Genomic DNA, 26016 nt, shown 5'->3' with positions numbered 1-26016 from the left:
GGAGATGTCCTTCCGGCAGCGACCCGGCCGGGTCCGCACGGCATAGATTGACGCCGGAGAATAACACGGTTTGTCGGAACTGGTCACCCTTGGTGCTTGACGAGTTTCGCTCCGCCGTGAAGCGGCAGGGGTTCAGCGGCGCGCGGTGGCGAGCAGGTGACCGCTGGCGCCGAGGATCGAGGCGTCCCGCTCGAACGTCTCGGCGCAGGTCACCGCGTTCTCGAACAGCGGCTCGTGCGACTCGGTGCCGAGCGCGTCGAGCAGCGGCCAGAGTGGACCCTCCACCCCGTACACCTCGGGTGTGTGCAGTCCGGCCGCGACGAACTCGGCGACCAGTTCCTCCGGCCGGTGGAAGAACGCGGTGGTGAAACCGGTCCGCGGATCGTTCACCCCGGTCTCGTACTCGGCGCGCAGCAACCGCCGGTTGTGCTCGTCCACCCGGCCCTGCGCGGTCAGGTCGATCAGGGCGGCGTTGCGGCTGATCGCCGCCGCCACGACCGGCCCGCCGGGCCGGGTCACCCGGGCCGCCTCCCGCAGCGCGGCCACCCGGTCGGACCGTAGCGGCAGGTGGTAGAGCGGGCCGAGCAGCAGCGTCGCGTCCGTCGCCGCGTCCGGCAGCGGCAACGCGCGGGCATCGCCCACCGACGCGGTGACCAGCGGGTACGCGGCCCGCGCCGCCGCCACGTGCGCGGGCACCAGGTCGATCAGGTGCACCCGGTAGCCGGCCGCGGCGAGCGGGCCGGCATATGCTCCCGGGCCGCCGCCGACGTCCAGCACGTCGGCCGGCGCGGCGGGCAGCAGCCGGGCGAGCAGATCACGGGTACGCCGTGCCTCCAGCCGGCCCTGCGGTGACCGTTCCAGCCGGTCCGCCTCGACGTAGACATCGGTGTAGTAGCGCCGGACGTCCGGCTCGGGCGGACGGTGTGCGGACATCAGTCGATGGTCGCCGAGAAGCGGAGCCACGGCATCCGGTTTACCGTTGCTCGCGTTTTCTACCCTGCGGGGTATGGCATACCAGCCGGCCATGGTGCCGCCGAAGAAGTCCAAGCGAACCCTGTTCATCGTGCTCGGCGTGGTGCTGGCGATCTGTTGCTCCGGCGGTGTGCTCGGCGGCTTCTTCCTCTTCCGGGTCGTACAGGAAGCCACCGGCCCGGCCCGGTCCACTGTGCAGACCTATGCCGAGGCGATCGTCGACCGGGACTACCCCACCGCGTACCGGCAGCTCTGCTCCTCCGTGCGCGACCGGGTCAGCGAGGCCGAATTCGCCCAGCAGCAGTCCTCCCAGCCGGAGTTCACCGGCTACGACATCACCGGGCTGAACGTGTCGAACAACAACGGGCGGGTGAGCGGTTCGACGACCATCCGCTTCACGCCGTCGACCGGCACCAACGTGACCCAGTCGTTCCCGATGGTCAAGGAGGACGGGGAGTGGCGGATCTGCGAGTGAGCCGGTTGCGGGGCGGTGGGGCGTTCATGGTTCGGGCATACTGCGCGGCATGACGGGGGAGTCTCCGCGCGGCCTGGGGCTCGGCCCGTTCCTGGTGGCGCTGCTCGGCGCAGTCGTGATCGCCTTCCTGCTGCTGATGCCGGTGCGGATCGGCCCCGGCGACCACGAGAAGAACACCAGTTGCGGCAACGCGCTCGTGATGGATCTCAGCCACTGGCGGGACGTCCCCGACTACCCGGACCGGGCCTACTACCTGGACATGGCGAACCGGAGCTGCTCCGACGGGCGCGCCGACCGGGCCTGGCAGGCTGCCGCCGTGCTCGTGGTGACGCTGATCGGCGCCGTCGGGTTGCAGGCGCGGCACGCGGCGCGACGGGAACAATCCGTCCGGCCCGGCGGCGAGCCTCCGCGCCACGCCTGATCCACTTGTCGCATGACCTCACCTCCCACCACACCGCTCCCGCCGGCCGTCGAGGACCGGCTCGCCCGCGAGCGCAACGTCTGGCTCTGCACGCTGCGCCGTGACGGCTCACCGCACGTCACGCCCGTGTGGTTCGTCTACGCCGACGGCGTCTGGTGGATCGGCTGCGAGGGGCGCAGTGTCAAGGCCCGCAACGTGTCGGCCGACCCCCGCGTCTCGCTCGCCCTGGAGGACGGCGTCCACCCGGTAGTCGCGGAGGGCGAGGCGCGCGTACACCGCGCCGGCCTCCCGCCCGGGATCGTCGCGGCGTTCGCGGAGAAGTACGGGGGATGGGACATCCGGCAGCCGGTCACGACGGACGGGGACCGGGTGCTGCTGGAGGTGCCCGTCCAGCGATGGCTGCTCGCCGGAACGGCACGATGACCGGCATGACGCTGTCTGCGGGTCTGCGAGTCGCCGCGGTCGTGGCCGCCCTGCTGTCGGTCGGGGCGGCACTGCTCGCCATGCGGGAGGCGTCGCTTCTGTGGGCAGTGGCCACGCTGGCGGCCTTGTGCGGGCACGCGCTCACCGCCTCCGGTGCTCCCCGGGTGAGGTGGGGTGTCGCCGCCGGCGCCGGGCTGTTCGCCCTGGTGACGGTGGCGAACCTGCGCTGGCACGGGGAACAGGCGGCGGACGCGGGTGAGCCGGCACGAGGGCAGGCTGCGGGGCGGGCGTACCTGCTGGAGAGCTGGCAGGACGGCATGGACCGGCAGCGGCTGACAGCCGGGGGCCTGGCTCTCGGCGTACTCCTGCTGTGGGCTGCCGTGTCGGCGTTGCCGGCACGCGGCGGGCGGCGGGGTGTGGTGACGACGGCCCTGGCGGTCGCCGTGCTCGCCTGGTGCGTGTCGCGCGTGGCGCTGACGCCCGGCGAGCCGCCGCTGCCCGACCTGTTCGCGGCGGTGTGGCCGGCGTTGCTCGCCGCGCTCGTGACCGCCGGGGTGCTCGCATGGTCCGGACGGCGGGGCGACCGACGCGGGCTTCTCCCGGCGGGGATGGTCCTGCTGTCGCTGGTCGCCGTGCGGATCTGCTCGGACCTCGCCGCCACATGGACGAGCTGGTGGACCCTGGTCAAGCCCGCCGAGGACGCCTTCCTGCAACCGGGAATCATGGTGAGCGTGGGCGCTTCGGCGGGAGGCGCCCTGCAGGTGTCCTCGGCGGTGGAGACGGCTGTCGCTCTCGGCGGCGTGGGGCTGGCGGTCGTCGGCGCACTGCGCGCCCACAGCGAGACCGAGGGCCGACAGCCGTCTTGAGAGTCCGCTGCTCTGCCAGTTGAGCTAGCGGAGCTCGCTGACAACGGGACGAGACGTAGCACGCCCTCGCACCGCCCCGGGCGGACAGGGCGCTCCGACGAGACAATCAGGGACACCCGGCGCCGAACATGCTCGCTAGGCTGCCGCGATGGCAAGTGGTCGATGGGTCCTGCTGATCCTCATGGTGTTTGTCGGTCCGCTGCTGTGGTGGGTGGGCGTGGCCGGCACCACGTCTGCCGCCTCCGCCGACCTCGATCCCGGCGACCGGACTCTGCCGATCTTCGTCTCCAGCTACTCCAGCGGTGCGATGGCCGTGGTCGGCTTCTTTGCTCTGATCAATCTGGTCCTGGTGCTGATGTTCGTACCCGGAGATCATCTGGTGCGGGAGGGCCGCACCGAACCGTTCGTCCGCGCGGTGCTGGCGACGGTTCTCGTCACCGCAGTGGTCTGGTTCGAATACCGGTTCAGTCCGGCGGCCTACAACTGGAGCGGCGACCCGGACGCCGGGAGCTTGGTCCGGGATCACCTGCGGCCCTGGCACCCGGCGGCCATAGGGCTCTGGGTCGCCGTCCACGCGGCGGTGGCAGCCTCGGTCGCTGTGCGAGCCGGGACCTACCGCTTCAGTCGGCGACCGGCGAATGCAGCGGCGCCGAACCCGCGGACTCCTAGGCCTGGGCCTCCGCCTACGGGTGGTTGTCGGTGATCGCGATGACCTCGTCGAGGCGGTCCAGGGCGGCCCGGAGCTCGTCGACCTTGGCCTGGATGCGCTCGCGCTCGGCGCGAAGCATGGCCCGCTGCCTGGGGTCGGTGTGTCCGGAGTCCCAGCACGGCAGGAGTTCCGCGATCCGGCTGCTGGTCAGGCCGGCGGCGTACATCTGCTGGATGAAGCGAACCAGCGTGACCGTGTCCGGCCGGTAGAGGCGCTGGCCGGACGGGCTGCGCCTGGGGGCGAGAAGCCCCTGCTCCTCGTAGTAGCGCACGGCGCGCACCGAGACACCGGCGCCGCGCGCCACCTCGCCGATGCGGATCAGCGGCTCGGGCGCGGTCTCGGTGACGGGCACGGTGACTCCTCTCACTCCGGTCCGGGCGAACAGCACTTGTCTCTGACGTCAACGTCAGGTTTTAGCGTACCGGGCATGGACATCAACAACTCGGTAGCCCTCGTCACCGGAGCCAACCGCGGCCTGGGCCGCGCCTTCGCCCAGCGCCTGCTCGAACGCGGCGCCCGCAAGGTCTACGCGACCGCCCGCCGGCCGGAGACCGTCGACCTGCCCGGGGTCGAGGTGCTGCCGCTCGACATCACCACTGCCACATCCGTGCGGGCCGTCGCCGAGGCCGCCCCGGACGTCACGCTGCTCGTCAACAACGCGGGCATCCAGACCGGAACCGACCTGGTGACCGGTTCGCTGGAGGCGGTCCGACACGAGGTGGAGACCAACGTGCTCGGCCACCTGGCAATGATCCGGGAGTTCGCGCCGGCGCTGGCCCGCAACGGCGGGGGCGCGATCGTGAACGTCCTCTCCGCCATGTCGTGGTTCGGGACCAGGGGCGCCGGCGCGTACCACCTGACCAAGGCCGCCGCCTGGGCCATGACGAACGGCGTACGCCTGGAACTCGCCGAGCAGGGCACGCTCGTGACGGCGGTACACCTCGGCCTGGCCGACACCGACATGTCAGCGGGCTGGCCCGTGGACAAGATCGCGCCGTCCGACCTAGCCGACGCGGCGCTCGACGGCGTCGAGGCAGGTGCCGCCGAGGTGCTGGCCGACCAGTGGAGCCGGGACGTCAAGTCCCGGCTGACGCTGACGCCGGAGGAGTTCAACGCCGCGATGGACCGTGCCCTGGCGGCGCTGACGGCGGCCTGATCGGCCTACCGGCCGCCTTCCGGCGCTTGAGCCAGGAGTACGGGTGGACGCCCGAGGCGGCCGGCCTCGTCCTCGTGTTCACCGGCTACGACACGTTCGCCACGCACTGCCCGCGGTCCGCCCAGATCGTGCTGGACACGATGGCGCATCACTCCCGAAGCGCAAGCCTGATCGGCCGCCGTCTCATGTGTCTCGTCCAGAGCAACGATCCGCATATCCGGTTCCAGCCGGTCGGCGCGGTCCCCGCGCTCTGGAACGACGCGGAGTGGGCGGACGCCAACCGCCGACCGGACTGACCGGGAAGCTGCCTTTCTGTCGACCGTCGGCGGCGGAGTGGCCTGCGCGAAGCGGTCGCCGTCAACCGGCGAGGTGACCGGTGGCCCGCAGCAGAGCCCGGGAGAAGCGGTTGAGATCGGCACCGGCTAGCTGCGATGGGGTGAACCAGTCCAGTTCGCTGATCTCCTCGTGGTCGGGGATCGGCTCTCCGTCGGCGATGGTCGCCTGGTAGACCGCGGTGACGTAGGCGACGCGGTCGCCGTTCGGGTAGGTCACCTCGTAGTCGGGGCCGCCGAGCAAGTCCAGCAGCCGTGGCCGGCTGATGCGAACGCCGATTTCCTCGCGGATCTCACGCACGGCCGCCTGGGCCGGGGACTCTCCGATGTCGACCGCGCCGCCGGGCACCGCCCACCCGTTCCCGTCCTCGGCATGACGTACCAGCAGGACCCGTGCTCGGTCGTCGACGACCACGACCGACACCGAGGGCATCTGGATCAACTCGTGGCCGATCACCGCCCGCAGCCGGGCCACGTACGACGAGACGGCCATCAGGGAACGGTAGTCGCTGGGAGGACGCTCGTCATGGATCCAGTCGAAATGAGCTGGGCCTGTGGAAATAGATGGTCCCGTCGAGATTCGTCGGGCGCAGTCCGAGCTTGGTCAGCAGGTGTTCTGCTGCATCACAGGTATCCGCGGTCGGTACGACGTACGCCCGCCCGCGGTCGTTCTCGCAACAGCTTCGCGTGTCGCAGACAGCCCAGAGGCTGGCCATGAGTCCGGCAAGACCCGCATCGACACACGCCTCCGTGCCGTGCGCCCGGAGGTGAATCTGGCGGTGCCGAGCGGCGATGAGGCCGCCGTTCGTCTTCTGGCACGTCGGACACAGCGGGTATGGCCCGAGCACGACCGGCACCACTACCTCCAAGAGCCCGGGAGGTGGAGAGTCGAGTCCCACCGTTCTGGTGCGAAGCGTAGTGGTCCACGCCAAGCGATCACCTGTCCGACGTTCAGCCGAGGGACAGGTCAACGCCGCCCGGTTACTCACCCGCGTTAACGTGCCCCGTGATCATATGGATCAACGGCACCCACGGCGCGGGCAAGACGACGACCAGTGCGCTCGTGCAACAACTGATCCCGGAATCCCGGGTGTTCGACGCCGAGAAGGTCGGCGAAGTCCTCATGGACATCACGCCGGGGTTGCCCGCGACGGACAACTTCCAGCACTGGCCGCCATGGCGGCATCTCGTCGTCGAGACCGCCCGCCGCGTGCTCGACTACACCGGCGGCACGCTGGTGATGCCCATGACCGTCCTGGTGGAGCAGTACTGGCGCGAGATCAGCGAGGACCTCGCCCAACACGCCATACCGGTAAGGCACTTCGTCCTCCACGCCGACCGGGACACCCTCCGCAGGCGAATCGAGAGGGAACATCCCGTCCCCTCCCCGTTCCGCCTCAAGTACCTCGAGCCCTACGCCGAGGCGGCCCGCACGTGGCTGCACGCCGAGGCCGAGGTCGTTGACACCACGCACCTCACGCCCGCCCAAGCAGCCCGGCAGATCGTCCTCCGAGCTACCGGCGGCGGTTCAGGCACTGCCCTGGCGAGACCCGAAGACTGCTACTGACGGTCGTTGCTGCGGCCACAGCCGTACGGGGTCGCGCCTTGGGATCAGAAGAAGATCGGAGCGGGCTGGTCGGGAGCCGTCCTCCTCTACAGCCCGTCCGTCGCTGTCGGGCAGGGGCGGTGTTGGTGGGTCGACCTCGCTTTACCGATGGCTGTACGACTACGGCGGAACGACCTTGACTTGCCGCCATCGTCTGCTGGGGCCATGGCGCGAGAGACGCGCTCGTGAAAGCTCGACTGTGATCCTTCGTGGATTGCGCCGCCATACACCATCGAGCAGGTCGTCCAACCCCAGCGGGGCACAGACGTGCAGTGTCTCGGCACAGTCGAGACGCACGGCGACGCAAGTAGCGGTTTCGGGCCAGGTGGCCACGGCATCGTGTATGGACCGGAGCGCATCGGCGGGTCCAGTGCCGAACACGCTCTCGTACCAGGTGTGCACTGCGGCGGCCGATGCGGATCATCCGGTAACTGATTCCCGCTCAAGTGACGGTGTCGGTCTGCCACATTACGACGGCATCCTCTCACCTTCCCGGCACCACCAAACCGACCTCGTAGGCGCACACGACGAGCTGGGCTCGATCACGGGCCGACAATTTGAACAGCAGTCGGCTCACGTGGGTCTTCACCGTGTTGAGGCTGACGGTGAAGTGTTCGGCGATCTCCGCGTTCGACCGGCCGACCGCAACCTGAACCAGCACTTCCCGTTCGCGCTCGGTCAGTTCGTCGAGCGCTCCCGGTGCGGTTGCCAAGGCGTGGCCGGACGTGCTTCGCACGAACTCCGCGACCAGTCGGGTGGTCACCCGTGGGGTCAGCAGCGCCTCACCATCGGCGATGATGCGGATGGCGCTGAGCAGGTCTTCCGGAGGGGTGTCCTTGAGTACGAAACCGCTTGCTCCGGCACGCAGCGCGGCGAAGACGTGCTCGTCCTCCCCGAAGGTCGTGACTATCAGCACACGGGCGTCGATGCTGTCGTCGTCGGCGATGTGCCGGGTGGCCTCAAGGCCGTCCATGACCGGCATGCGGATGTCCATGAGCAGGACGTCCGGCCGAAGTGCACGGCTCTGCCGGACCGCCGCGGCACCGTCGGATGCCTCGCCGACCACCGTGAGCCCCGGTGAGGTTTCCAGGAGCACCCGGAATCCAGCTCGTACCAGCGCCTCGTCGTCCACGACCAGGACACGGATCGGCTCGGTAGTGCCGTCGGCGCCGACCGCCGGTTCAGCCACGGCGCTTCCCCTCGCTGCGGTCAGCGTGTGTCGTCCGGCTCGTCGATCGTAGTGGGAACTGAACGCGCACTGCGTAGCCACCGTCCGGACATGGATCGGCCGTGACGGTGCCCTCGTGCAACGCGACACGGTCCCGCATCCCGGCCAGGCCGTGTCCGCTGCCCGGCCCGGCCCCGTACGGACCGGCGACGGGGGCGGCGTTGAGCACCGAGATGCTGAGTCCGTCCGGGCCGCTGGTGACCTCGACGGATGTTGTCACCCGGCCGGCGTGACGGACCACATTCGTCAGCGCCTCCTGCACGACACGGTAGGCCGACTCCTCGACCGGTGGTGGTGCGCCGGCCGTTTCGGACAGTGTGAGCGTGATCGGGAAGCCGTCATCGCGGAGATTGTCGACGAGCGACCGGATGTGTGCGAGTGTCGGTCGATCGACGGCCGGGCCGGCCGTCAGCGCACCCGCCGTGCCCAACGGATCCCCCGGAGCGTCCCGCAACGAGTGCAACACCGCTCGTAACTCGTCCAAAGCGCTGCGGCTGGCCGTCTCGATCGCCGACAGTGCGGCCAGCGCCTCCTCCGGCCGCTGTTCGAGCACCACCCGTGCCACGCCCGATCGGACCGCGATCATGCTCAGCGTGTGCGACACGATGTCGTGGACGTCCGCCGACACCCGGACCCGTTCCTCGGCGCGGACCCGGCGCTCCGTCTCCCGGGCCCGATCCGCCGTCTCCGCGCGCAGCCGACGCTCCGCCTGTCGACGGGTACCGAACGCGTATCCCACCAACCAGGCTGGAATGGCGAGAACCAGTTGGATCGCGTTCTGCCCGGTGGCCGGGTGCAACTGCATCGCGGTCAATTCCGCCGTGGTGACCAGCCCGACCGCGGCCACGCTGGCCCGCAGCGACACCTGGCGCGGAAGCCGATCGGCCGCGGTCAGCACCGCGATCCCCAACGCTGGGCCCGCGTTGCTGTGGAACACCGTGAAGCCGACATCGGCCAGCGCTGCCACGGCGAGGACCAGCGACACCGTCACGAGCACCGGTACCGGGACGGCCCGGCGCGCCGCCAGCGGCACGGCCGCGGCGGTGCCGAGGACCAGGATCGCCGCCGTCGGCCCATGTCCCGAACCGCGGAGCAGGACCGGGAGAGTGAACAGTCCGAACGACCCGACGGCCAGAGCGATGTCCAGCAGATCGGGCCATGGCAGATCGCTCCGGCCCAGTCGCATGTGGACCACGTTAGCGAAACGTATCGACGAAGGCGTCATGCGCGAGAATGACGGTGCCGCCTCCGAGGGAGGCCCCGGATCATGCTGGAGAGCGACGCCCGGGCCGGTCGATGTGGCGCAATGTTCCAGTCATGACAAACCACCGGCTGCAGCTGTCCCGTCCCGCCGTCGTCACCGCGACCGTTTCCGTGATAGCCGGACTGGCCAGCGGAGTCGCGAGGTACCTCCACCGATCCGACACGCTCGAACCACAGATCGCGGGCACTGAGGCGTGGCTGCCGCATCTCGGCGTCCTCGCGGTCGTGACCGTCTGGTTCGCGGTGGCATCCCGCCGTAGCCCGCTCGGCTGGAAAGTGATCTTCGTGCCGCTCGGACGTCCGATGGCAGCACGGATCGGAGCCACATTCCGGTCCGGGGCCGGCGTTCCGGCTTTGCTGCGCTGCCTGGCCGTCGCCTTCCTCGTACTGCTGGAGGTGTACATGGCCTGGCGCATCGGACTGCAGGTCTTCGCCGGGCTGGACCCGAACTTCCCCCGCAACGCCTGGGGCGGCCCGTCATACCTCGGCGCGATGTTCTGCCACTACCTCGACGGCGCCCTGCTGTACCCGATCTGCCACGTCCTGCTCCGGCGAGTCACTGTCCCCGCCACCCGGGAAGAAGGCGTCGCCGTGTGATCGGACGAGGTGAATCCGGGCCATCTGCCGAATGCCGATTCCTGAACCTTCTGCTCGCCCTGTCGAAACTGCGTGACCGGCCTGCTCGTATCGGATGCTTCGCCTTGGACGGTGACGAAGGTGCTTGGTCACAGCCAGATCGGGTTGACGATGAACACCTACGCCCAAGTTCTGCCGGGAGATCGAGCGGGCAGCTGTCGACGAGCCCGCGAAGCGCCTTTTCGGCTGACTTGGCTGTACGAATGGCCGTACGGAGACCATGGTGATCTTCTCGACCGGCACTGAGAAGCCGCTGACCTGACGTGGGAAGGGTGCGCCCGGCAGGATTCGAACCTGCGGCCTTGGGATTAGAAGTCCCCTGCTCTATCCGCTGAGCTACGGGCGCGCGCCGACGGTCGTCGCGCCAAGAGGGTACCGCCGCTCCCCGCCCGCCCGGGGGTACGGGTCGGCGCGTCCGTTCCGCCCTTCAGCGTCCCACGCGGGGGCCCGGACCGGCACCACAGTTCCGGCGGTCCGGCGCGGGCCGGGCGGGGCGCGATCCGTACCCTCGTCGGATGCTGCTCGACCAGGAAACCGAGAACGAGATCGTCTTCGAGCTGTGCCAGCTCCTCGGACGGGCGATCCTTCCCCTCACCGGCTCGGACGGGCCGGGCGCGCCGGCCGGCGTCCTCGGCACCGCCTTCTTCTACAGCGAGCTGGTCGGCACCACCGACGACGGGGAGATCGCGCACGAGTGGCTGCTCACCGCCGACACGCTCACCGAGCGGGAGTACGGGGAGATCGGGCTGCGGCCGAGCGTCACCGACCCGGCCGAGGGGGCGGACGAGCCGATCGAGCTGCCCGGTTTCGCCGACCACTGGCTGCACCTGCCGGAGCTGGGGCTCGCCGCGATGCCGACCGGCGGGCTGCACGGCTGGGCCGACGACCGGGGTTGGCGCTGGCGTACCCAGCAGGTCACCGAGGCGGTGGCCGCGCCGGCCGACTCGGTCGCCCGGATCGGCGCGGCGCCCGCCTCGGCGTTCGTGCTGGCCCTGGGCGCGGGCGAGGACGGGTCGCGGCCACTGGAAGCGGTGGTCGAGCGGGTCGCCCGGGACGGCGGCGAGGTGCGGGTCACCACGGAGCTGCCCGCCGGGTACGTGGGCGCGCCGGTGTTCGCGGTCGAGGCCGGGCCGGACGGCGGACCGGCGCTGCACTGCCTGGGCGTGGTGCTGCCGTCGCGCGCGGGCGGGCACCCGGTCGCCACGTTCGACCGGATCCGCGCCGCGCTCGCGGCGGTGGTCACCGACTGAGCCGACCGGGGAGGCCGATCGCATCAGCCCTCTGCGGTCGCGTCGGCCGGCCGCCGCGGTGACGGCGGCGTCGTGGGCTCCGGCTCGGTCGGACCGGCGCGGAGGAATCCCTCCGCCCACCGTCCGACCTCCGCGAAGACCTTCTCGCGTACGCCAGGACTGGACAGCGTGAGGTCGTGCAGCCCGCCGTCGAAGCGGGCCAGCGTGACGTGGTGGCCGAGGCGGGGCGCCCAGCGCACCATGTGCTCGACGTCGAGCACCGCGTCGGCGCCGGTGGCGCTGTCGTGCCACTTGGTACCCCGAAAGCTGCGCGTGGAGCAGGCGAGCAGCACCGGCACCGGGATGTCCAGCCCGGCCCGCAGCCGGCGCTGACCGGCCCGGATCGCGCTGATCCAGCCGGCCCGGACCGGGAACCCGGCCAGCGGCTTCCAGGCCAGGTCGTACCGCCACTCGCCCCGGTGGTCGGCGTGCAGGCTCTCGCCGTACACCGTGCCCAGGCCGAACGGCAGGACACGCTGCGGCGCCCTGCGGCCCAGTCGGGAGACGGCGGCCGCGAGGGGCCGGCGGACCATCCAGGGCGCGTTGATGTCGAAGAAGGGGCTGTTGAGCACGATCCCGTCGACCAGGTCGGCGTCGCGGCGGTCGTGCGCCCAGAGCGAGATGATCAGGCCGCCGGTCGAGTGGCCCATGGCGAGCAGGGTGTCGTGGCCCTCCTCGGCGCGGATGATCTCGGCGGCGGCGTCCAGCTCGGGGAAGTAGTCGCTCAGGTCGCGGCAGAAGTTCGGGGTCTGGTGCGGGAGCAGGCTACGGCCGTACTTGCGCAGGTCGAGCGCGTAGAAGTCCCAGCCACGCTCGGCGAAGAAGTCGGCCACGTGGGTCTGGAAGAAGTAGTCGACGAAGCCGTGCACGTAGAGCACGGCGCGCCCGGTCGGGCGGTCGGCGCGCCGCCGCACCAGGGTCGCGACCACCGGCCCCTCGTCGTCGGTGCCCAGGTCGATCGTCCGCCGCTCGTAGGGGGCGCCCAGCACGTCCGGTTCCACGACCGCGACGGTACGCCGCCGCGCTACCCGGCGGTAGGGGTGCCGGGTTGTAAGGAGGGGCCCCTTGTTAACGCATCCGGTAGAGGAAGGGCCCCTTGTTAACAACGCCTCAGCGCAGGGACGGCCCGCCCGCCGGCACCGTGCGGGCGGGCCGTGCCGGACTTCAGGCGGTTTCGGCGTCCTCGCGCTCGGCGTCCTGCAACGGGGCGACCTCGGGCTGGTCAACGGCGCGCAGGTGCTTGTTGTTGCGCGGCTCCTGCCGGGTCTTCGCGTCGTTGAGCTTGCGGCGCAGGTCGTCCCGGACGTCGTTGAGCGCGGCGTGCAGATCCTCCTCGGTCGAGGTGGTGACGATCTTCTGCCGACCGGCGATCCAGCACTCCAGGGTCACCTTCTGGCCCCGGGCCTCGCGATCCTTGACGGACACCTCCAGCTCGGTGGCGTCGGCGTGGAAGCCGGCGAGCCGGGTGTCCAGGGTCGCGAACTGCTCGGCGATCCAGTTGCGGTCGCCCTGGGAGAACCCGGCACCGACCCGCAGGCACTCGGCCACGGTCGCGGGGTTCGCCACGGCGCTCATCGCGCTGCCTCGCGGACGTCTCGGAGAAGCATCGGAGCTCCCTTTCTCTCGGTTGATCAAGTACTTACCCAACCGGCGTGATTCCGGAACGCCTGCCCTGCCGGCTCCACTCGATCATGCGTCGCCGCAGGTCAAGCGCGTAGGGCCGGTCGGCCTAGCAGATCGGGACCTTGATCAGGGGGTTTTCCACAGGGCGGTCCGTCGTCCACAGGCACGGGGTGGGCGGGTGGTCCGGGCGAGGCGGCCGGACGACGCTCACCGGGACAAGTCGATCCCTGGGAGGGGCGATGTTCGATACGTACGTCACGATCGTCGGCAATGTGCTGACCGCGCCGGAGTGGCGCCGGACCACCCAGAGCGGAACGCTGGTGGCCAACTTCAAGGTCGCCTCGACCGCCCGCCGGCTCGACCGCGACAGCGGCCGCTGGGTCGACGGCAACAGCCTGCGAGTACGGGTGAATTGCTGGCGCCGCATGGCCGAGGGAGTCGCGTCCTCGGTGGCGGTGGGCGACCCGGTGATCGTCGCCGGCCGCCTCTACACCCGGGACTGGACCGACGAGTCCGGCACCCACCGCACGCTCTACGAGCTGGAGGCGGTCGCCGTCGGGCATGACCTGTCCCGCGGCCGGGCCCGGTTCCTGCGCAACCAGCCCCGTGCGGCCACCAGCACTGTCGAGGACGCGGAGGCCGAGCAGCGGGTGCACGGCGAGACGACCGAGCCGGTGCCCGACGGGCAGGCCCCGGCCACCTTCGACGACCGGCCCTTCGACGACGACTTCCCGCCCCCGGAGTACGGCGGCGGCCGGGTCGGACTGGTCGGCACCGTCGAGCGGGTGGGCGAGCCCGACCCGTTCGACGACCGGCCCGGCGAGCGGGGCGCGGCCGACGAACTGTCCGCCGAGGGGGACGACGAGCCGGTCCCGGACGAGGACGACGAACTGGCCGAGACTTCGGGCGGGGACGACCCGGCCGACTCCGAGCCGTCCGCGTCCGGGCCGGCGGCCTCCGGGCCGAACGGCTCCGGGCCGAGCGGCGGGGCCGCCTCGGGCCGTCGCGGGCGGCGGCGCACCCCGGTGCCCGCCTGACGCCCGGTGCAACGGGGGCGCGGGGTGGTGACATCGGCGTCACCACCCCGCGGTACGACTAGGCTGGCCGGCCGGAGGTGGTGACGGGTGCGGCAGGCGACCGCCATGGCGAACGCGACCGGACTGGTGGCGGGCTACGCGCTCGACGCGCTGCTTGGTGACCCCCGCCGGTGGCATCCGGTGGCCGGCTTCGGCCGGGCGGCCGGTGCGCTGGAACAGCGGCTCTACCGCCCCGACCGGTCGGCGGGCGCGGCGTTCACGGCGTTGGCGGTCGGCGCGCCGGTCCTGCTCGGCGCCGCCGCCGCGCTGGCCACCCGCCGTCATCCGGTGGCCCGGGCCGCGCTGGTCGCGGCCGGCACCTGGACGGTGCTGGGTGGGCGCACGCTGCGGCACGAGTCCAGGGTGATGGCACGGGCGCTGGGCCGTGCCGACCTGCCCGCCGCCCGGGCCCGCCTCGGCAACCTCTGCGGGCGGGACCCGTCCGCCCTGGACGAGTCCGAACTCGCCCGTGCCACAGTCGAGTCGGTCGCCGAGAACACCTCGGACGCCGTGGTCGCCCCGCTGGTCTGGGGCGCGGTCGCGGGCCTGCCCGGCCTGCTCGGCTACCGGGCGGCCAACACGCTCGACGCGATGGTCGGCCACCGCTCGCCCCGGTACGCCCGCTTCGGCAGCCCGGCGGCCCGGCTGGACGACGTGCTGAACCTGGTGCCGTCCCGGTTGACCGGGTTGCTCACGGTGGCGGTCGCGCCGGCCGTGCACGGGGACCGCGCCGCCGCCTGGCAGGTGTGGCGGCGGGACCGGGCCGACCACCCGAGCCCGAACGCCGGTCAGTGCGAGGCGGCCATGGCGGGCGCGCTCGGCGTCCGGCTCGGCGGGCGCAACATCTACTTCGGCCGCGCCGAGACCCGGCCGTTCCTCGGTGACGGTCCCCGCCCCGAGGCGCGGCACCTGAAGCGGGCCGCCCGGATCTCCGGCGCTGTCGGCGTGGCCGCGCTCGGCCTGGCCGCGCTCTACCCGGTGACCGTCGGGCGCCTGGCCGGAGCGGCCGGACGGGCCGCGCTGGGCGTCCTCGGCCGAGCGGCTCGGGACTCCGCTCCGGCGGCTCGCGTCCGGGGTCGGGCGGCTCGCGTCCCGGGTCGGGCGGCCGAGGCGTGGAGCGGGGGCCAGGCGCACGGGCACAGGGAGAGCGGGCGGTGAGCGGCGGGCTGCTGGTCGCCGGCACCACCTCCGACGCCGGCAAGAGCGTGCTCACCGCCGGCATCTGCCGCTGGCTGCGCCGCCGCGGCGTCCGGGTCGCGCCGTTCAAGGCGCAGAACATGTCCAACAACTCGGCCGTCGTGGTCGGGCCGGACGGGCGCGGCGGAGAGCTGGGCCGGGCCCAGGCGATGCAGGCCGCCGCCTGCGGGCTCGACGCCGACCTGCGGTTCAACCCGGTGCTGCTCAAGCCGGGCAGCGACCACGCCAGCCAGGTGGTGCTGCTCGGCGAGGCGGTCGACACGGTCACCGCCGGCAACTACCACGAGGTGCGGTCCCGGCTCGCCACCACCGCGTACGCGACGCTGACCGAGCTGCGCGAGGAGTACGACGTGGTGATCTGCGAGGGCGCGGGCAGCCCGGCCGAGATCAACCTGCGCGACGGCGACTACGTCAACATGGGGCTTGCGCGACAGGCCGGGCTGCCGACGATCGTGGTCGGCGACATCGACCGGGGTGGCGTGTTCGCCTCGATGTTCGGCACCGTCGCCCTGCTCGACGCGGCCGACCAGGCACTGGTGGCGGGGTTTGTCGTGAACAAGTTCCGGGGCGACCGCGGGCTTCTGCAGCCAGGGCTGGACATGCTGCGCCAGGTCACCGGCCGTCCCACGTACGGGGTGGTGCCCTGGGCGCTGGACCTGTGGCTGGACGCGGAGGACTCGCTCGCTTACGGGCGGGTGCTCGGCCGTCCGCCCGCGCCCCGGGGCACCGACTGGCTCGACGTCGCGGTGGTGCGGCTACCCCGGATCAGCAATGCCACCGACGTCGAGGCCCTCGCCACCGAGCCGGGGGTGCGGGTACGCCTCACCGTCGAGCCGGCCGAACTGGCCGCCGCCGACCTCGTGGTGCTCCCCGGCACCAAGTCGACGGTCGCCGACCTGGCCTGGCTGCGGGAGACCGGCCTGGCCGACGCGGTACTGGCACACGCCGCCGCCGGACGGCCGCTGCTCGGCATCTGCGGCGGGTTCCAGATGCTCGGCCGGGCGATCCACGACCCGGTGGAGAGCCGCCGGGGCACAGTGCCCGGCCTCGGACTGCTGCCCGTCGAGATCACCTTCGAGCCGCGCAAGACGGTCCGCCGGGCCGAGGGCGCCGCCGCCGGGGACGTGCCGGTGCACGGCTACGAGATCCACCACGGCCGGGTCTCGGCCGCCGACCCGGGTCTCGCGCCGCTGCTGCGCTACGCCGACGGCACCGGCGAGGGCGCGCGCCTCGGCGCCGTGTACGGCACGCACTGGCACGGCGCCTTCTCCTCGGACGCGTTCCGCCGCCGGTTCCTGACCGAGGTCGCGGAGGCGGCCGGACGCACCGGCTTCAAGGTCGCGCCCGACACGTCCTTCGCGGCGGCCCGGGAGCGGACGCTCGATCTGCTGGGCGACCTGGTGGAGCAACACCTCGACACGGACGCGCTGTGGCGGCTGATCGAGTCCGGCCCGCCGCCCGGACTGCCGTTCGTGCCACCCGGCGCACCACCGCGTTAAGACGCCGCCCCGAGCCAGCCGGCGCGCCCGGCGTCCGAGGAGCGACCGGCGTCCGACGACCGCCCGGCGTCCGAGGAGCGCCTGGTGGCCGTGGAGCGCGCGGTTCAGTAGCGCACGTCGGCCGGGCGGTCGGACATCGGCAGCCCGGCCTCCCGCCAGCCCTGCACCCCGCCGATCATGTCGGTGGCCTGCCGCAGCCCCAGCGTCTGAAGGCTGGCGGCTGCCAGACTTGAGCTGTACCCCTCCCGGCACACCACGACGATCTCGCGGTCGTACCCGGTGGCCTCGGGAATGCGCCAGGCGCTCGCCGGGTCGAGCCGCCACTCCAGCACCGTGCGGTCGATGACGATCGCGCCGGGCAGCTCACCCTCCTCGCGGCGCTGCGCCTCGGTACGCGTGTCGATAAGCAGCGCGCCGCCTCGGACCGCCTCGACGGTCTCGTGCGGAGTGAGCCGGCGGAGACCGGCGCGGGCCTGTTCCAGGAGGGCGTCGACGCCCGGACACATCACGTCATGGAGCACCCCCCGATGATGCCCAGCGGCCCGCGCCGCCGCTCGCCGAAACGGTCCGCCCGGGTCGCAGGTTCCAGCGGACGGGGGAACGTTAGCGTCGGTCGGGTGAACGTGGCCCTGATCGAGGCGTACGCCGGGTTGGCCCGCCGGGTGCTGACCGGGCCGGCTCGGTTGGGGCGTACCCGGCTGGTCGCAGTCGACGGGCCCAGCGGCGCGGGCAAGAGCGTGTTTGCGACGCGCCTCGCGGACGCGCTCGCGGAGCGTGCGGGCGGCGTGCGCCCGCCGCTTGTGCACACCGACGACCTGCTCGACGGCTGGGACGACCAGCTCACGTTCTGGGCCCGGCTGGAGGAGCAGGTGCTCGGCCCGGTGCGGGCGGGCCGGGCGGGCGGCTACCGCCGGTACAGCTGGGTGCGCCGGAGCTTCCTGGACCGGGTGGTGCCGGTGCCGGCCGGTCCGGTGCTGATCGTGGAGGGGGTGAGCGCCGCTCGCGCCGCGGTGCGCCCCGAGCTGACCCTGTCGGTGCTCGTCACCGCGCCGGCCGAGCTGCGGTTGCGCCGGGCGCTGGCCCGCGACGGCGCGCAGATCCTGCCGGAGCTGCGCCGCTGGCACGAGGGGGAGCGGGCGCACTTCGCCGCCGACGGCACCGCGGCGGCGGTGGACCTGGTGGTCGACGGGGCGCCCGCCCTGCCGCACGACGCGGACCGCTACTACGTGCGGGTGGGGCGGCGATCGGGCTCGGGCGACGTGACGGCGTAAGGCCAGCATACGATTCCGCTCATGACCACTCCGATCCTCTCCGAGTCCGAGGTGCGCGCCGCCGTCGAGCGGGAACTTCCCGGCGTCCGTGCCGACCTCGAGCGACTCGTCCGCATCCCGGGCATCGCCTTCGAGGGCTTCGACCACTCGCACGTGGAGCGTTCCGCCGGGGCGGTGGCGGAGCTGCTGCGCGGCTGCGGCCTCGACACGCGGATCGTCCGGTCCGGCGGCCAGCCGGCCGTGATCGGCACGAAGGCGGCCCCGCCCGGCGCGCCCACCGTCCTCATGTACGCGCACCACGACGTGCAGCCGGTCGGCGACCTGTCGCTGTGGGAGTCGGACCCGTTCGAGCCGGTGGAGCGCGACGGCCGCCTCTACGGCCGGGGCGCCGCCGACGACAAGGCCGGCATCATGGCGCACGTCGCCGCGCTGCGCGCGTTCGGCGACCGGCTCCCGGTCGGCGTGGTGCTGTTCATCGAGGGCGAGGAGGAGTACGGCTCGGACTCGCTGGAGCGGCTGCTCGCCGAGCACCGCGACGACCTGGCCTCGGACGTCATCGTCATCGCCGACTCCACCAACTGGGACGTCGGCGTACCGGCGCTGACCACCTCGCTGCGCGGCGTCGTGAACTGCTTCGTGGAGGTGCGCACGCTCGACCACGCCGTGCACAGCGGCATGTTCGGCGGCGCCGTGCCGGACGCGCTCACCGCGCTGGTGAAGCTGCTCGCCACGCTGCACGACGAGGCCGGTGACGTCGCGGTGGACGGGCTGGTCGGCCGCGAGGGCGCCAGCGTCGACTACCCGGAGGACCGGTTCCGCGCCGAGGCCGGCCTGGTCGACGGCGCGGAGCTGTTCGGCACCGGCCGGATCACCGACCGGCTCTGGACCAAGCCGGCGCTGGCGATCCTCGGCCTGGACGCGCCGGCCACCGGCGAGGCGCCGAACGCGCTGGTGCCGTCGGCGAAGGCGAAGCTGAGCGTACGGCTGGCGCCGGGCGAGGACCCGAAGAAGGCGTACGCGGCGCTGGCCGCGCACCTGGAGCGGCACGCGCCGTGGGGCGCGCAGGTGTCGGTGACACTGGAGCACGACGGCGCGCCCTGCGTCATCGACGCCTCCGGCCCGATGTTCGACGCGGCCCGGTCGGCGTTCAAGGCGGCCTGGGACGGCACCGACCCGGTGGACATCGGGGTGGGCGGGTCGATCCCGTTCATCGCCACGTTCCAGGAGATGTTCCCGCAGGCCGCGATCCTGGTCACCGGCGTGGAGGACCCGCACGCGCGGGCGCACGGGCCGAACGAGAGCCTGCACCTGGGCGAGTTCGCCCGCGTCTGCCTGGCCGAGGCGCTGCTGCTGGCCCGGGTGGCGGAGGCCGGAAACCGCGCCTGAGGTGTCGAAACCGTAACTTCGGGGCCGATGTCGGCGTTTGTGGTGTGTCGGCGGGCGGGGTGTTATAGCCTTTCGAACATGCGTACGAACGACGAGATTGAGCGGCTTCAGGCCGCCGTCCGTGCTCTGGGGGACGTCGACGTCTCCGCGTGGTCCGAGGACACGCTCAAGGAACAGATCGGCGAGCTCTCCGCCGCGCTGGTCACGCTCGACGCGCTGCTCACCCGGGTCGCCGAGGGCGTGCGCGGCCGCGGCCTGCGGATCGAGGAACCGGTCTCGGCCTGACCGGCCGCCGGTGACCCGGCCACCCCTGTGGTGTGCCGGGTCGCCGGATCGGCCCCGATGCCGCAGGTGGCTGGCAGGATATGGGCGTGCGTTTCGCGGAGCTGGCGGCTACCTCGGCCGCGGTCGGCGCCACCAGTGGCAGACGGGCCAAGGTGGAGCTGCTGGCTGCTGCGCTGCGAGGGCTGGAGCCGGGCGAGATCCCGGCCGGCGCCGGCTATCTCGCCGGTGAGCTGCGCCAGCGTCAGACGGGTGTCGGCTGGGCCGGCCTTCGTGACCTGCCCCCGCCGGCCGCCGAGCCGACGCTCACCGTCGCCGCCGTCGACGCGGCGATCGAGGAGATCTCCCGCGTCGCCGGGGCCGGTTCGCAGGCCCGGCGGCGGGACCTCGTCGGCCGTCTGTTCGCCGCCGCGACCGCCGACGAGCAGCGTCTGCTGACCGGCCTGTTCCGGGGCGAGCTGCGTCAGGGCGCGCAGGCCGGCCTGCTGGCCGACGCGGTCGCCCGCGCCGCCGACGTACCGGTCGCGGCCGTCCGGCGTGCCCTGCTGCTCGCCGGTGACCTGCGCGCGGTGGCGGTCGCGGCGCTCACCGGCGGCGCTCCGGCGCTGGCCGGGTTCGGGCTCCAGGTGGGCCGGCCGCTCGCGCCGATGCTGGCGCAGAGCGCGCCCTCGGTCGACGAGGCGCTCACCGCCACCGGCGTGCCGGCGACGGTCGACGTGAAGCTCGACGGCATCCGCATCCAGGTGCACCGCTCCGGCCCGGACATCGCCGTCTTCACCCGCAGCCTGGACGAGATCACCGGCCGGCTGCCCCAGGTGGTGGCCGCCGTCCGCGCGCTGCCCGCCCGCGAGCTGGTGCTCGACGGTGAGGCGATCGGGCTGGACGCGGCCGGCCGGCCGCTGCCGTTCCAGGAGACGTCCAGCCGGGCGGCCCGGCGCGCAACGCCCAGCACCACCGGGCCGACGCAGGTCGCGCCCGCAGTGCTGGCCGCCGCCGAGCGCACCGGCGAGCCGGTGCTCACGCCGTACTTCTTCGACCTGCTGCACCTCGACGGCGCCGACCTGATCGACGCGCCCGGGCGGGAGCGGTGGGCGGCCCTGGCCGGCGCGGTCGACGCGTCGCTGCTCGTCGACCGGGTCGAGGTGGACGACGCGGAGCAGGCAGCCACGGCGTTCGCGGCGGCTGTCGACGCGGGTCAGGAAGGCGTGGTCGTGAAGGATCCGGCCGCGCCCTACGACGCCGGCCGGCGCGGCTCGGCCTGGGTGAAGGTCAAGCCGCGGCACACGCTCGACCTGGTGGTGCTCGCGGTCGAGTGGGGCAGTGGCCGGCGGGAGGGGTGGCTGTCGAACCTGCACCTCGGCGCCCGCGACCCGCGGACCGGCGAGTTCGTCATGCTCGGCAAGACGTTCAAGGGGCTCACCGACGAGCTGCTGCGCTGGCAGACCGAACGGTTCCTGTCGCTCGCAGTGGAGAAGGGCGACTGGGAGGTGCGGGTCCGGCCGGTGCAGGTGGTCGAGATCGCGTTCGACGGGGTGCAGACCAGCAGCCGCTACCCGGGTGGCATGGCGTTGCGCTTCGCCCGCGTGCTGCGTTATCGCCACGACAAGACGGCCGCCGAGGCGGACACCATCGACGCGGTCCGCGCCATCCACGCCGGCCGAATCACCGGCTGACCGGTCCTGCTCAGGCGGACGTGGGGGCGGCCGGCTCGGCGGCCCGGTCCACCGGCTCGCCCGGCTTGTCCAGCCCGGCGAGTCGCCGGGCCTCGCGGCGCGCCACCCAGCCGTAGCCGAACAGGCTCATCACCGCGAAGATCCACCACTGCCACACGTAGCCGAAGTTCTGCCAGTTGTTCGTGTGCCCGATCTGCACCGCCTGGAAGGCCGGGTCGGCGGCCGGCGTCTGCCCGTCGAGCAGCACGTATCCGCCGGTCACCGGATAGGGGAGCTGCTCGGCCAGGCGGGGGATGTCGATGCGCCGGGCCTCCAGCTTCCCGTCGCGCCGGCCGACCCCGCCCCCGCCGCTCTCGCTGGCGACCACCCGGCCGGTCACTGTCACCTCGCCGTCCGGCGCCGCCGGCACCTGCGGCTGCACCGTCGCGCCGGCCCCCGGCGCGGGCGGAATCCAGCCCCGGTCGACGAGCACCGCGCTGCCGTCGGCGAGCACCAGCGGGGTGAGCACCTCGAAGCCGACCGTCCGGTCGACGGTCCGGCCGCGGATCAGGACGGTGTTCGTGCTGTCGTACCGGCCGGTGGCGGTGACCCGGCTCCAGGTCAGCTCCTCGGCCGGAGCGGGACCGACGGCACCCGCGCCGCCGGTGGGCGCGGGCAGCGCGTCGCGCAGCGGCGCGGGCGTCATGGTGGCTCCGGCGTCGATCCGGTCGTTGATCGCCGTCCGGCCCCGGTAGCGGTCCAGCTGCCAGTTACCCAGGAAAACCATCACCGTCGCGGCGACGAGCGTCAGCGCGAGGTAGCCGAGCCAGCGCGGGGTCAGCAGGAACCGGTACACGTTGGCCAAGGCTACCCGTATGAGCGATGCCACTCGCCGTCGCCAGCCAGAAACGGCGGTATGCGCGGACCTCGCGGGCCGGGCCGGGCGGGTATGGTCACGCGGGCGGAAACCACCCACATCAGGAGTCGATGATGACCGACGTGCCGCGCGTCGTGCTGAGTGCGCCCTCCTCGGGGCACGGCACGGGCGCCGTCTCTCTCGGCCTGCTGGCGGCCCTCGCCGACCGGGAACTCCCGGTGGCCGGTTTCAAGGTCGGGCCGGACCAGGTGGACGCGGCGTACCTCGGGCTCGCCGCCGGCCGCCCCGGGCGCACGCTCGACCCGAGACTGGTCGGCCCGGAGCGGATCGTCCCGCTCTTCGCGCACGGCGCGGCCGGATCCGGGTTCGCCCTGGTGCAGGGGACGATGGGCCTCTACGACTCGGTCGCCGGGCGGCCGGAGAGCGAATCCACAGCGGCGGTGGCCACCGCGCTGCGCAGCCCGGTGGTGCTCGTGGTGGACGTGGCCGCGATGGGCCAGTCGGTGGCCGCGCTGGTGCACGGCTTCCGGGCGTACGACGACGAACTCTGGCTGGGCGGCGTGATCCTCAACCGGGTGGCCTCGCCCCGGCACGAGGCGCTGCTGCGCGAGGCGCTCGACGACGTCGGCGTACCGGTCTACGGCGCGCTGCGCCGGCACGAGCTGCCCCCCGTCCTGCCCGCCCGGCGGCATGGCACCGGTCCAGTGGTGCGCGGCGACGCCGACGCCGAACGCGGCGTGCGCCGGCTCGGGGAGGCGGTGGCGGCCACCGTCGACCTCGACCGGCTGCTGGTGCTGGCCCGGTCCGCCCCGGCGCTCACCGTGGAGCCGTGGTCTCCGGAGCCGGCCGACGCCCCGCCGGCGTCGGCGGAGCGCCCGGTGGTCGCGCTGGCCGGTGGCCCGGCCGGCGCCTACAGCCACCCGGAGGTCGCCGAGCTGCTGCGCGCCGCCGGCGCCGAGGTGGTCACGCTCGACCCGCTGCGCGACGAGGCGCTGCCCGCCGGGGCTCGGGCGCTCGTCGTCGGCGGCGGGTTGCCCGAGACGTACGCGGAGCAGCTCTCCGCCAACCGCCGCCTCTGCATCGCGGTGGCCGAGCTGGCCCGCTCGGGCCGCCCGGTGATCGCCGAGGGGGCCGGCCTGCTCTGGCTGGCCCGGGAGCTGGACGGCCTGCCGATGTGCGGCGTGCTGGACGCGGTCGGCACGGTCCGGGACGGCCTGGTGGTCGGCTACCGAACGGCCACGGCGGTCGCGGACAGCGTGGTGGCGCCGGCCGGTACGACGGTGACCGGGCACAAGCAGCACGCCGCTGTGCTGACGCCGCGTGCCGGTGAGCGGCCGGCCTGGCGCTGGGAGGGCGGCAACCCGGAGGGTTTCGTCCGGCAGGCCGTGCACGCCTCGCAGCTCGTGCCGCACTGGGCCGCGCACCCGGGCGTCGCGGCCCGGTTGGTGGCCGCCGCGCTGGCCCCCGTGCCCGCGCCGGCCTGACCTGTCAGGTGCCGGCCTGCCCCCGCCGCAACGCCGATCAAGGAGCTCGCGTCGGCGGATCAGGCGATCCGGACGCAAACTCCTTGATCGACTACCCGGGCGCACCCCCGGGCGGATCAGGGCGGGTCAGCCGACTATCTGGTCCGAGGGTGGGGTGAACTGGCGGGTCGGCTGGCCCTTCAGCGAGTCCCGCAGCGTCTGCGCCACCGCGTTCACCGGGATCTGCGACTGCCCGTCGCCCACCGCGTTGAACGGATTGTCCGGGTCGGCGATGAAGCTCGCCGCCGCCAGCTCCGGCGTGTAGCCGACGAACCAGGCCGACCGGGTGCTGTCCGTCGTACCCGTCTTGCCGGCGACCGGCCGCCCCACGGTGCCGCGGACGCTGTCGGCTGTCGACCAGCCGCCGCAGCTCCCCTTGGCCGGGGTGTCGCCGGTCGGGCAGCGTGCCGCGTCCGTGGCGGCCCGGGCCGCGTCCGCGTTCACCACCTGCCGGCACCGGGGCTTGGCCACCTCCCGCTGCACCCCGCCCGGTGTGGTGTACGTGGCGGGCGTGCCGTCCCGGTTCATGATCGAGTTGACCGGGATCGCCTCGCAGTAGCGCCCGTCGGCGGCGATCGCGGCGTAGGCGTTCGCCATCTCCAGCGGGGTGGCGTCGGAGACGCCGAGCGTGAACGCGCCCCACTTCTTCACCTTTGCGGGTGACGCCTGGTCGCGGTCCACATCGGTACGCCAGCGCAGCCCCAGCTGCTCGGCCAGGTGCACCCCGGCGTCCGCGCCGATCTTCTCCTCCAGTTGGACGAAGTACGTGTTCACCGACTTGCCGAAGCCGGACCACATGGTCTGCCGCCCGGTCATCGCGCCGCTGGCGTTCGACGGCGCCCATCCGTCGTAGACGGCCGACTTGTACGTGTACGGCGAGTCGTACGCGGTGGACAGCGGCATCCCGGCGTTGAGCGCGGCGAGCATCGGGAACATCTTGAACGTCGAACCGGCCTGGTAGCCCGGGAGCGTCCCGCCGCCGAGCAGTGGCGCCACAGTGTTCGGGTAGTTCGCCTTGACCTTCGGGCCGGCCTCCGGGTTCGAGCTGTTCGGGTTCTCGGCCAGGTCGAGCGAGTAGTTCCGGTTCACCGCCATCGCCTTGATCCGCCCGGTGCCGGGCTCGGCGACCACGATGCCGTTGGCGAACGGGCTGCCGGTGTTGTCCTGGGCGCCCACGTTCTTCTCGGCCGCCGCCTGGGTCTTCGGGTCGACGGCGAGCACGATCCGGTAGCCGCCCCGGCGCAGCTTGTCCATCCGTTCCAGCCGGTTCTCGCCGAACGCGGGCTGGGAGCTCCACCAGTTCTTCAGGTAGTCGCAGTAGAAGCCCCAGCTGCGGTGCCCGCCGTCGATGGCGGCGCAGTCGTTCGGCGGGTCGGTCAGCTTCAGCTTGATCGGCTGGCCCTTGGCGGCCGTTGCGGCGTCCGGCGACAGGTAGCCGAGGCGGGCCATGTTGTCCAGCACGTAGTTGCGCCGGGCGGTGGCGTCCTTCTGGTCGGAGGTGATCGGGTCGTACTCCGACGGCGACTTCACCAGCCCGGCCAGCGTGGCCGCCTCGACCGGGGTGAGCGTGGCCGGGGTCTTGGAGAAGAAGATCTGCGAGGCGGCGTAGATCCCGTAGGCGCGGTGGCCGAAGTACGCCGAGTTGAGGTAGCGCTCCAGGATCTGTTCCTTGCTCAGGTGCTTCTCGATGTCCATCGCCATGCGCATCTCCTTGACCTTGCGCAGGCTGGTCTGCTGAGTCGCCTCCTGGACATCCCTGGGCGTGGTCGCGCTGTCCCGAAGCGCCATCCGCACGTACTGCATGGTGATCGTCGAGGCGCCCTGGGAGACGCCGCCGGATCGGGCGTTGGAGACGAAGGCACGCGCCACGCCCTTCGGGTCGACGCCGTGGTGCTGGTAGAAGCGGTTGTCCTCGGCGGCGACGATCGCCTGCTGGATGTTCGGCGACATGCTCTCGATCTTGGTGTACTGCCGGTACTCCTCGTAGAACATGGTCAGCACGGTCCGGCCGTCCGGCGCGTAGACGTACGAGGTCTCGGCCGGCAGCGCGGTCTTGAGGATGTTCGTCTTCTGTTCCATCGCGTGCGCGGTGGCCTTGGCCCCGAGGCCGGTGACGGCGACCAGCGGGTACAACGCGGCGGCGACGACGATGCCGGCGATCAGCCCGGCGCGGAGAAGGGGAACGAGACGGCCAGCGGAAGCAAGGGGACGATTGCTCACTCGGTCAAGCTATGACATTTCCGATTCGGAAATG

27 protein-coding genes, 1 tRNA gene and 2 pseudogenes are annotated in these 26016 nt (G+C 72.5%); 18 read left to right on the top strand and 12 right to left on the bottom strand.

What is annotated here, in order from left to right; genetic code table 11:
* Positions 1 to 132: 132 nt before the first annotated feature.
* Positions 133 to 933 carry a class I SAM-dependent methyltransferase gene (locus FHU28_RS28375; protein WP_184687789.1) on the bottom strand — a complete coding sequence of 267 codons (801 nt, stop codon included), beginning with the start codon at positions 931 to 933 and terminating at the stop codon, positions 133 to 135.
* Between the two features lie 73 nt (positions 934 to 1006).
* On the opposite strand from FHU28_RS28375, the gene FHU28_RS28370 reads away from it, so the two are divergent.
* From FHU28_RS28370 to FHU28_RS28350, 5 genes are all read left to right on the top strand, one after another.
* On the top strand, positions 1007 to 1447 hold the full coding sequence (locus FHU28_RS28370; protein ID WP_184687787.1) for an Rv0361 family membrane protein: 441 nt from the start codon (positions 1007 to 1009) through the stop codon (positions 1445 to 1447).
* Between the two features lie 49 nt (positions 1448 to 1496).
* A complete protein-coding gene (locus FHU28_RS28365; protein WP_184687785.1) occupies positions 1497 to 1868 on the top strand; it encodes a hypothetical protein in 372 nt (123 codons plus the stop codon).
* A gap of 12 nt (positions 1869 to 1880) precedes the next feature.
* Positions 1881 to 2291, top strand: coding sequence for a pyridoxamine 5'-phosphate oxidase family protein (locus tag FHU28_RS28360; RefSeq protein WP_184687783.1), 411 nt, complete (start codon positions 1881 to 1883; stop codon positions 2289 to 2291).
* A 5-nt stretch (positions 2292 to 2296) separates the two neighbouring features.
* Complete coding sequence (locus FHU28_RS28355) at positions 2297 to 3157, top strand: aminopeptidase (protein ID WP_184687781.1); 861 nt, start codon at positions 2297 to 2299, stop codon at positions 3155 to 3157.
* A gap of 148 nt (positions 3158 to 3305) precedes the next feature.
* Positions 3306 to 3860 (top strand): hypothetical protein, encoded by a 555-nt coding sequence (locus tag FHU28_RS28350; RefSeq protein WP_184687779.1) that lies wholly within the window; start codon positions 3306 to 3308, stop codon positions 3858 to 3860.
* Here FHU28_RS28350 and FHU28_RS28345 read toward each other — a convergent pair.
* A complete protein-coding gene (locus FHU28_RS28345) occupies positions 3841 to 4218 on the bottom strand; it encodes a MerR family transcriptional regulator (protein ID WP_184687777.1) in 378 nt (125 codons plus the stop codon). The genes FHU28_RS28350 and FHU28_RS28345 overlap by 20 nt on opposite strands.
* 75 nt (positions 4219 to 4293) lie before the next feature.
* Here FHU28_RS28345 and FHU28_RS28340 point away from each other — a divergent pair, with 75 nt between their 5' ends.
* Both FHU28_RS28340 and FHU28_RS28335 read left to right on the top strand, forming a co-directional pair.
* Complete coding sequence (locus FHU28_RS28340; RefSeq protein WP_184687775.1) at positions 4294 to 5022, top strand: SDR family oxidoreductase; 729 nt, start codon at positions 4294 to 4296, stop codon at positions 5020 to 5022.
* A 26-nt stretch (positions 5023 to 5048) separates the two neighbouring features.
* Positions 5049 to 5318: a hypothetical protein gene (locus FHU28_RS28335; protein WP_221453316.1), complete on the top strand. Its 270-nt coding sequence runs from the start codon at positions 5049 to 5051 to the stop codon at positions 5316 to 5318.
* A gap of 61 nt (positions 5319 to 5379) precedes the next feature.
* Here the strand turns inward: FHU28_RS28335 and FHU28_RS28330 are convergent, their stop codons facing one another.
* A complete protein-coding gene (locus FHU28_RS28330) occupies positions 5380 to 5847 on the bottom strand; it encodes an NUDIX domain-containing protein (RefSeq protein WP_184687773.1) in 468 nt (155 codons plus the stop codon).
* A 513-nt stretch (positions 5848 to 6360) separates the two neighbouring features.
* Between FHU28_RS28330 and FHU28_RS28325 the strand changes: the two genes are divergently transcribed.
* A complete protein-coding gene (locus FHU28_RS28325) occupies positions 6361 to 6921 on the top strand; it encodes a P-loop nucleotide/nucleoside kinase family protein (RefSeq protein WP_184687771.1) in 561 nt (186 codons plus the stop codon).
* A 159-nt stretch (positions 6922 to 7080) separates the two neighbouring features.
* Here FHU28_RS28325 and FHU28_RS28320 read toward each other — a convergent pair whose 3' ends face one another.
* The 3 genes from FHU28_RS28320 to FHU28_RS28310 form a co-directional block, all read right to left on the bottom strand.
* On the bottom strand, positions 7081 to 7362 hold the full coding sequence (locus FHU28_RS28320; RefSeq protein WP_184687768.1) for a nucleotidyltransferase family protein: 282 nt from the start codon (positions 7360 to 7362) through the stop codon (positions 7081 to 7083).
* Positions 7363 to 7444: 82 nt separating this feature from the next.
* The gene (locus FHU28_RS28315; protein WP_184687765.1) at positions 7445 to 8149 is read right to left on the bottom strand and encodes a response regulator; all 705 of its coding nucleotides are present in this window, start codon (positions 8147 to 8149) and stop codon (positions 7445 to 7447) included.
* Positions 8142 to 9374, bottom strand: coding sequence for a sensor histidine kinase (locus FHU28_RS28310; protein ID WP_184687763.1), 1233 nt, complete (start codon positions 9372 to 9374; stop codon positions 8142 to 8144). The genes FHU28_RS28315 and FHU28_RS28310 overlap by 8 nt, the downstream gene beginning before the upstream one ends.
* A 380-nt stretch (positions 9375 to 9754) precedes the next feature.
* Between FHU28_RS28310 and FHU28_RS28305 the strand changes: the two genes are divergently transcribed.
* Positions 9755 to 10048: a hypothetical protein gene (locus tag FHU28_RS28305; RefSeq protein WP_184687761.1), complete on the top strand. Its 294-nt coding sequence runs from the start codon at positions 9755 to 9757 to the stop codon at positions 10046 to 10048.
* A gap of 312 nt (positions 10049 to 10360) precedes the next feature.
* Here the strand turns inward: FHU28_RS28305 and FHU28_RS28300 are convergent.
* Positions 10361 to 10433: transfer RNA gene (locus tag FHU28_RS28300), tRNA-Arg, on the bottom strand.
* A gap of 169 nt (positions 10434 to 10602) precedes the next feature.
* Between FHU28_RS28300 and FHU28_RS28295 the strand changes: the two genes are divergently transcribed.
* Positions 10603 to 11337 (top strand): hypothetical protein, encoded by a 735-nt coding sequence (locus FHU28_RS28295; protein ID WP_184687758.1) that lies wholly within the window; start codon positions 10603 to 10605, stop codon positions 11335 to 11337.
* A gap of 23 nt (positions 11338 to 11360) precedes the next feature.
* Here the strand turns inward: FHU28_RS28295 and FHU28_RS28290 are convergent, their stop codons facing one another.
* Positions 11361 to 12377 carry an alpha/beta hydrolase gene (locus FHU28_RS28290; protein WP_184687756.1) on the bottom strand — a complete coding sequence of 339 codons (1017 nt, stop codon included), beginning with the start codon at positions 12375 to 12377 and terminating at the stop codon, positions 11361 to 11363.
* A 163-nt stretch (positions 12378 to 12540) separates the two neighbouring features.
* A complete protein-coding gene (locus FHU28_RS28285) occupies positions 12541 to 12951 on the bottom strand; it encodes an HPF/RaiA family ribosome-associated protein (RefSeq protein ID WP_184687753.1) in 411 nt (136 codons plus the stop codon).
* A 287-nt stretch (positions 12952 to 13238) separates the two neighbouring features.
* Here FHU28_RS28285 and ssb point away from each other — a divergent pair, with 287 nt between their 5' ends.
* The 3 genes and pseudogenes from ssb (at position 13239) to FHU28_RS28270 (ending at position 16771) form a co-directional block, all read left to right on the top strand.
* Positions 13239 to 14036, top strand: a complete 798-nt coding sequence (ssb, locus tag FHU28_RS28280) for a single-stranded DNA-binding protein (protein ID WP_184687750.1) — start codon at positions 13239 to 13241, stop codon at positions 14034 to 14036.
* An 87-nt stretch (positions 14037 to 14123) separates the two neighbouring features.
* Positions 14124 to 15107 (top strand): annotated as a pseudogene (locus FHU28_RS28275) (cobalamin biosynthesis protein); the annotation flags it as partial.
* Positions 15108 to 15229: 122 nt separating this feature from the next.
* Positions 15230 to 16771 (top strand): cobyric acid synthase, encoded by a 1542-nt coding sequence (locus tag FHU28_RS28270; protein WP_184687747.1) that lies wholly within the window; start codon positions 15230 to 15232, stop codon positions 16769 to 16771.
* A 104-nt stretch (positions 16772 to 16875) separates the two neighbouring features.
* Here FHU28_RS28270 and FHU28_RS28265 read toward each other — a convergent pair whose 3' ends face one another.
* Entirely contained in the window at positions 16876 to 17277 is a 402-nt protein-coding gene (locus tag FHU28_RS28265) for a rhodanese-like domain-containing protein (protein WP_013288093.1), read from the bottom strand.
* A 21-nt stretch (positions 17278 to 17298) separates the two neighbouring features.
* Here FHU28_RS28265 and FHU28_RS28260 point away from each other — a divergent pair.
* The 4 genes and pseudogenes from FHU28_RS28260 to FHU28_RS28245 all read left to right on the top strand — a co-directional run.
* Positions 17299 to 18086, top strand: a pseudogene (locus tag FHU28_RS28260) (uridine kinase family protein); the annotation flags it as partial.
* On the top strand, positions 18064 to 19428 hold the full coding sequence (locus FHU28_RS28255; RefSeq protein WP_184687741.1) for a dipeptidase: 1365 nt from the start codon (positions 18064 to 18066) through the stop codon (positions 19426 to 19428). The pseudogene FHU28_RS28260 and the gene FHU28_RS28255, both read left to right, overlap by 23 nt.
* A 78-nt stretch (positions 19429 to 19506) precedes the next feature.
* Positions 19507 to 19713 (top strand): hypothetical protein, encoded by a 207-nt coding sequence (locus FHU28_RS28250; RefSeq protein ID WP_073830643.1) that lies wholly within the window; start codon positions 19507 to 19509, stop codon positions 19711 to 19713.
* Between the two features lie 86 nt (positions 19714 to 19799).
* Entirely contained in the window at positions 19800 to 21383 is a 1584-nt protein-coding gene (locus FHU28_RS28245; protein WP_376700841.1) for an ATP-dependent DNA ligase, read from the top strand.
* Between the two features lie 10 nt (positions 21384 to 21393).
* Here FHU28_RS28245 and FHU28_RS28240 read toward each other — a convergent pair whose 3' ends face one another.
* On the bottom strand, positions 21394 to 22218 hold the full coding sequence (locus FHU28_RS28240; RefSeq protein ID WP_184687737.1) for an SURF1 family cytochrome oxidase biogenesis protein: 825 nt from the start codon (positions 22216 to 22218) through the stop codon (positions 21394 to 21396).
* 134 nt (positions 22219 to 22352) lie between these two features.
* Between FHU28_RS28240 and FHU28_RS28235 the strand changes: the two genes are divergently transcribed.
* Entirely contained in the window at positions 22353 to 23723 is a 1371-nt protein-coding gene (locus FHU28_RS28235) for a cobyrinic acid a,c-diamide synthase CobB (RefSeq protein WP_184687735.1), read from the top strand.
* Positions 23724 to 23849: 126 nt separating this feature from the next.
* Here the strand turns inward: FHU28_RS28235 and FHU28_RS28230 are convergent, their stop codons facing one another.
* Positions 23850 to 25982, bottom strand: coding sequence for a transglycosylase domain-containing protein (locus FHU28_RS28230; protein ID WP_184687733.1), 2133 nt, complete (start codon positions 25980 to 25982; stop codon positions 23850 to 23852).
* Positions 25983 to 26016 lie beyond the last annotated feature (34 nt).

This window comes from Micromonospora echinospora (genome assembly GCF_014203425.1).
Lineage (GTDB): Bacteria > Actinomycetota > Actinomycetes > Mycobacteriales > Micromonosporaceae > Micromonospora > Micromonospora echinospora_A.
This window is presented reverse-complemented; position numbering and strand designations above follow the sequence as displayed.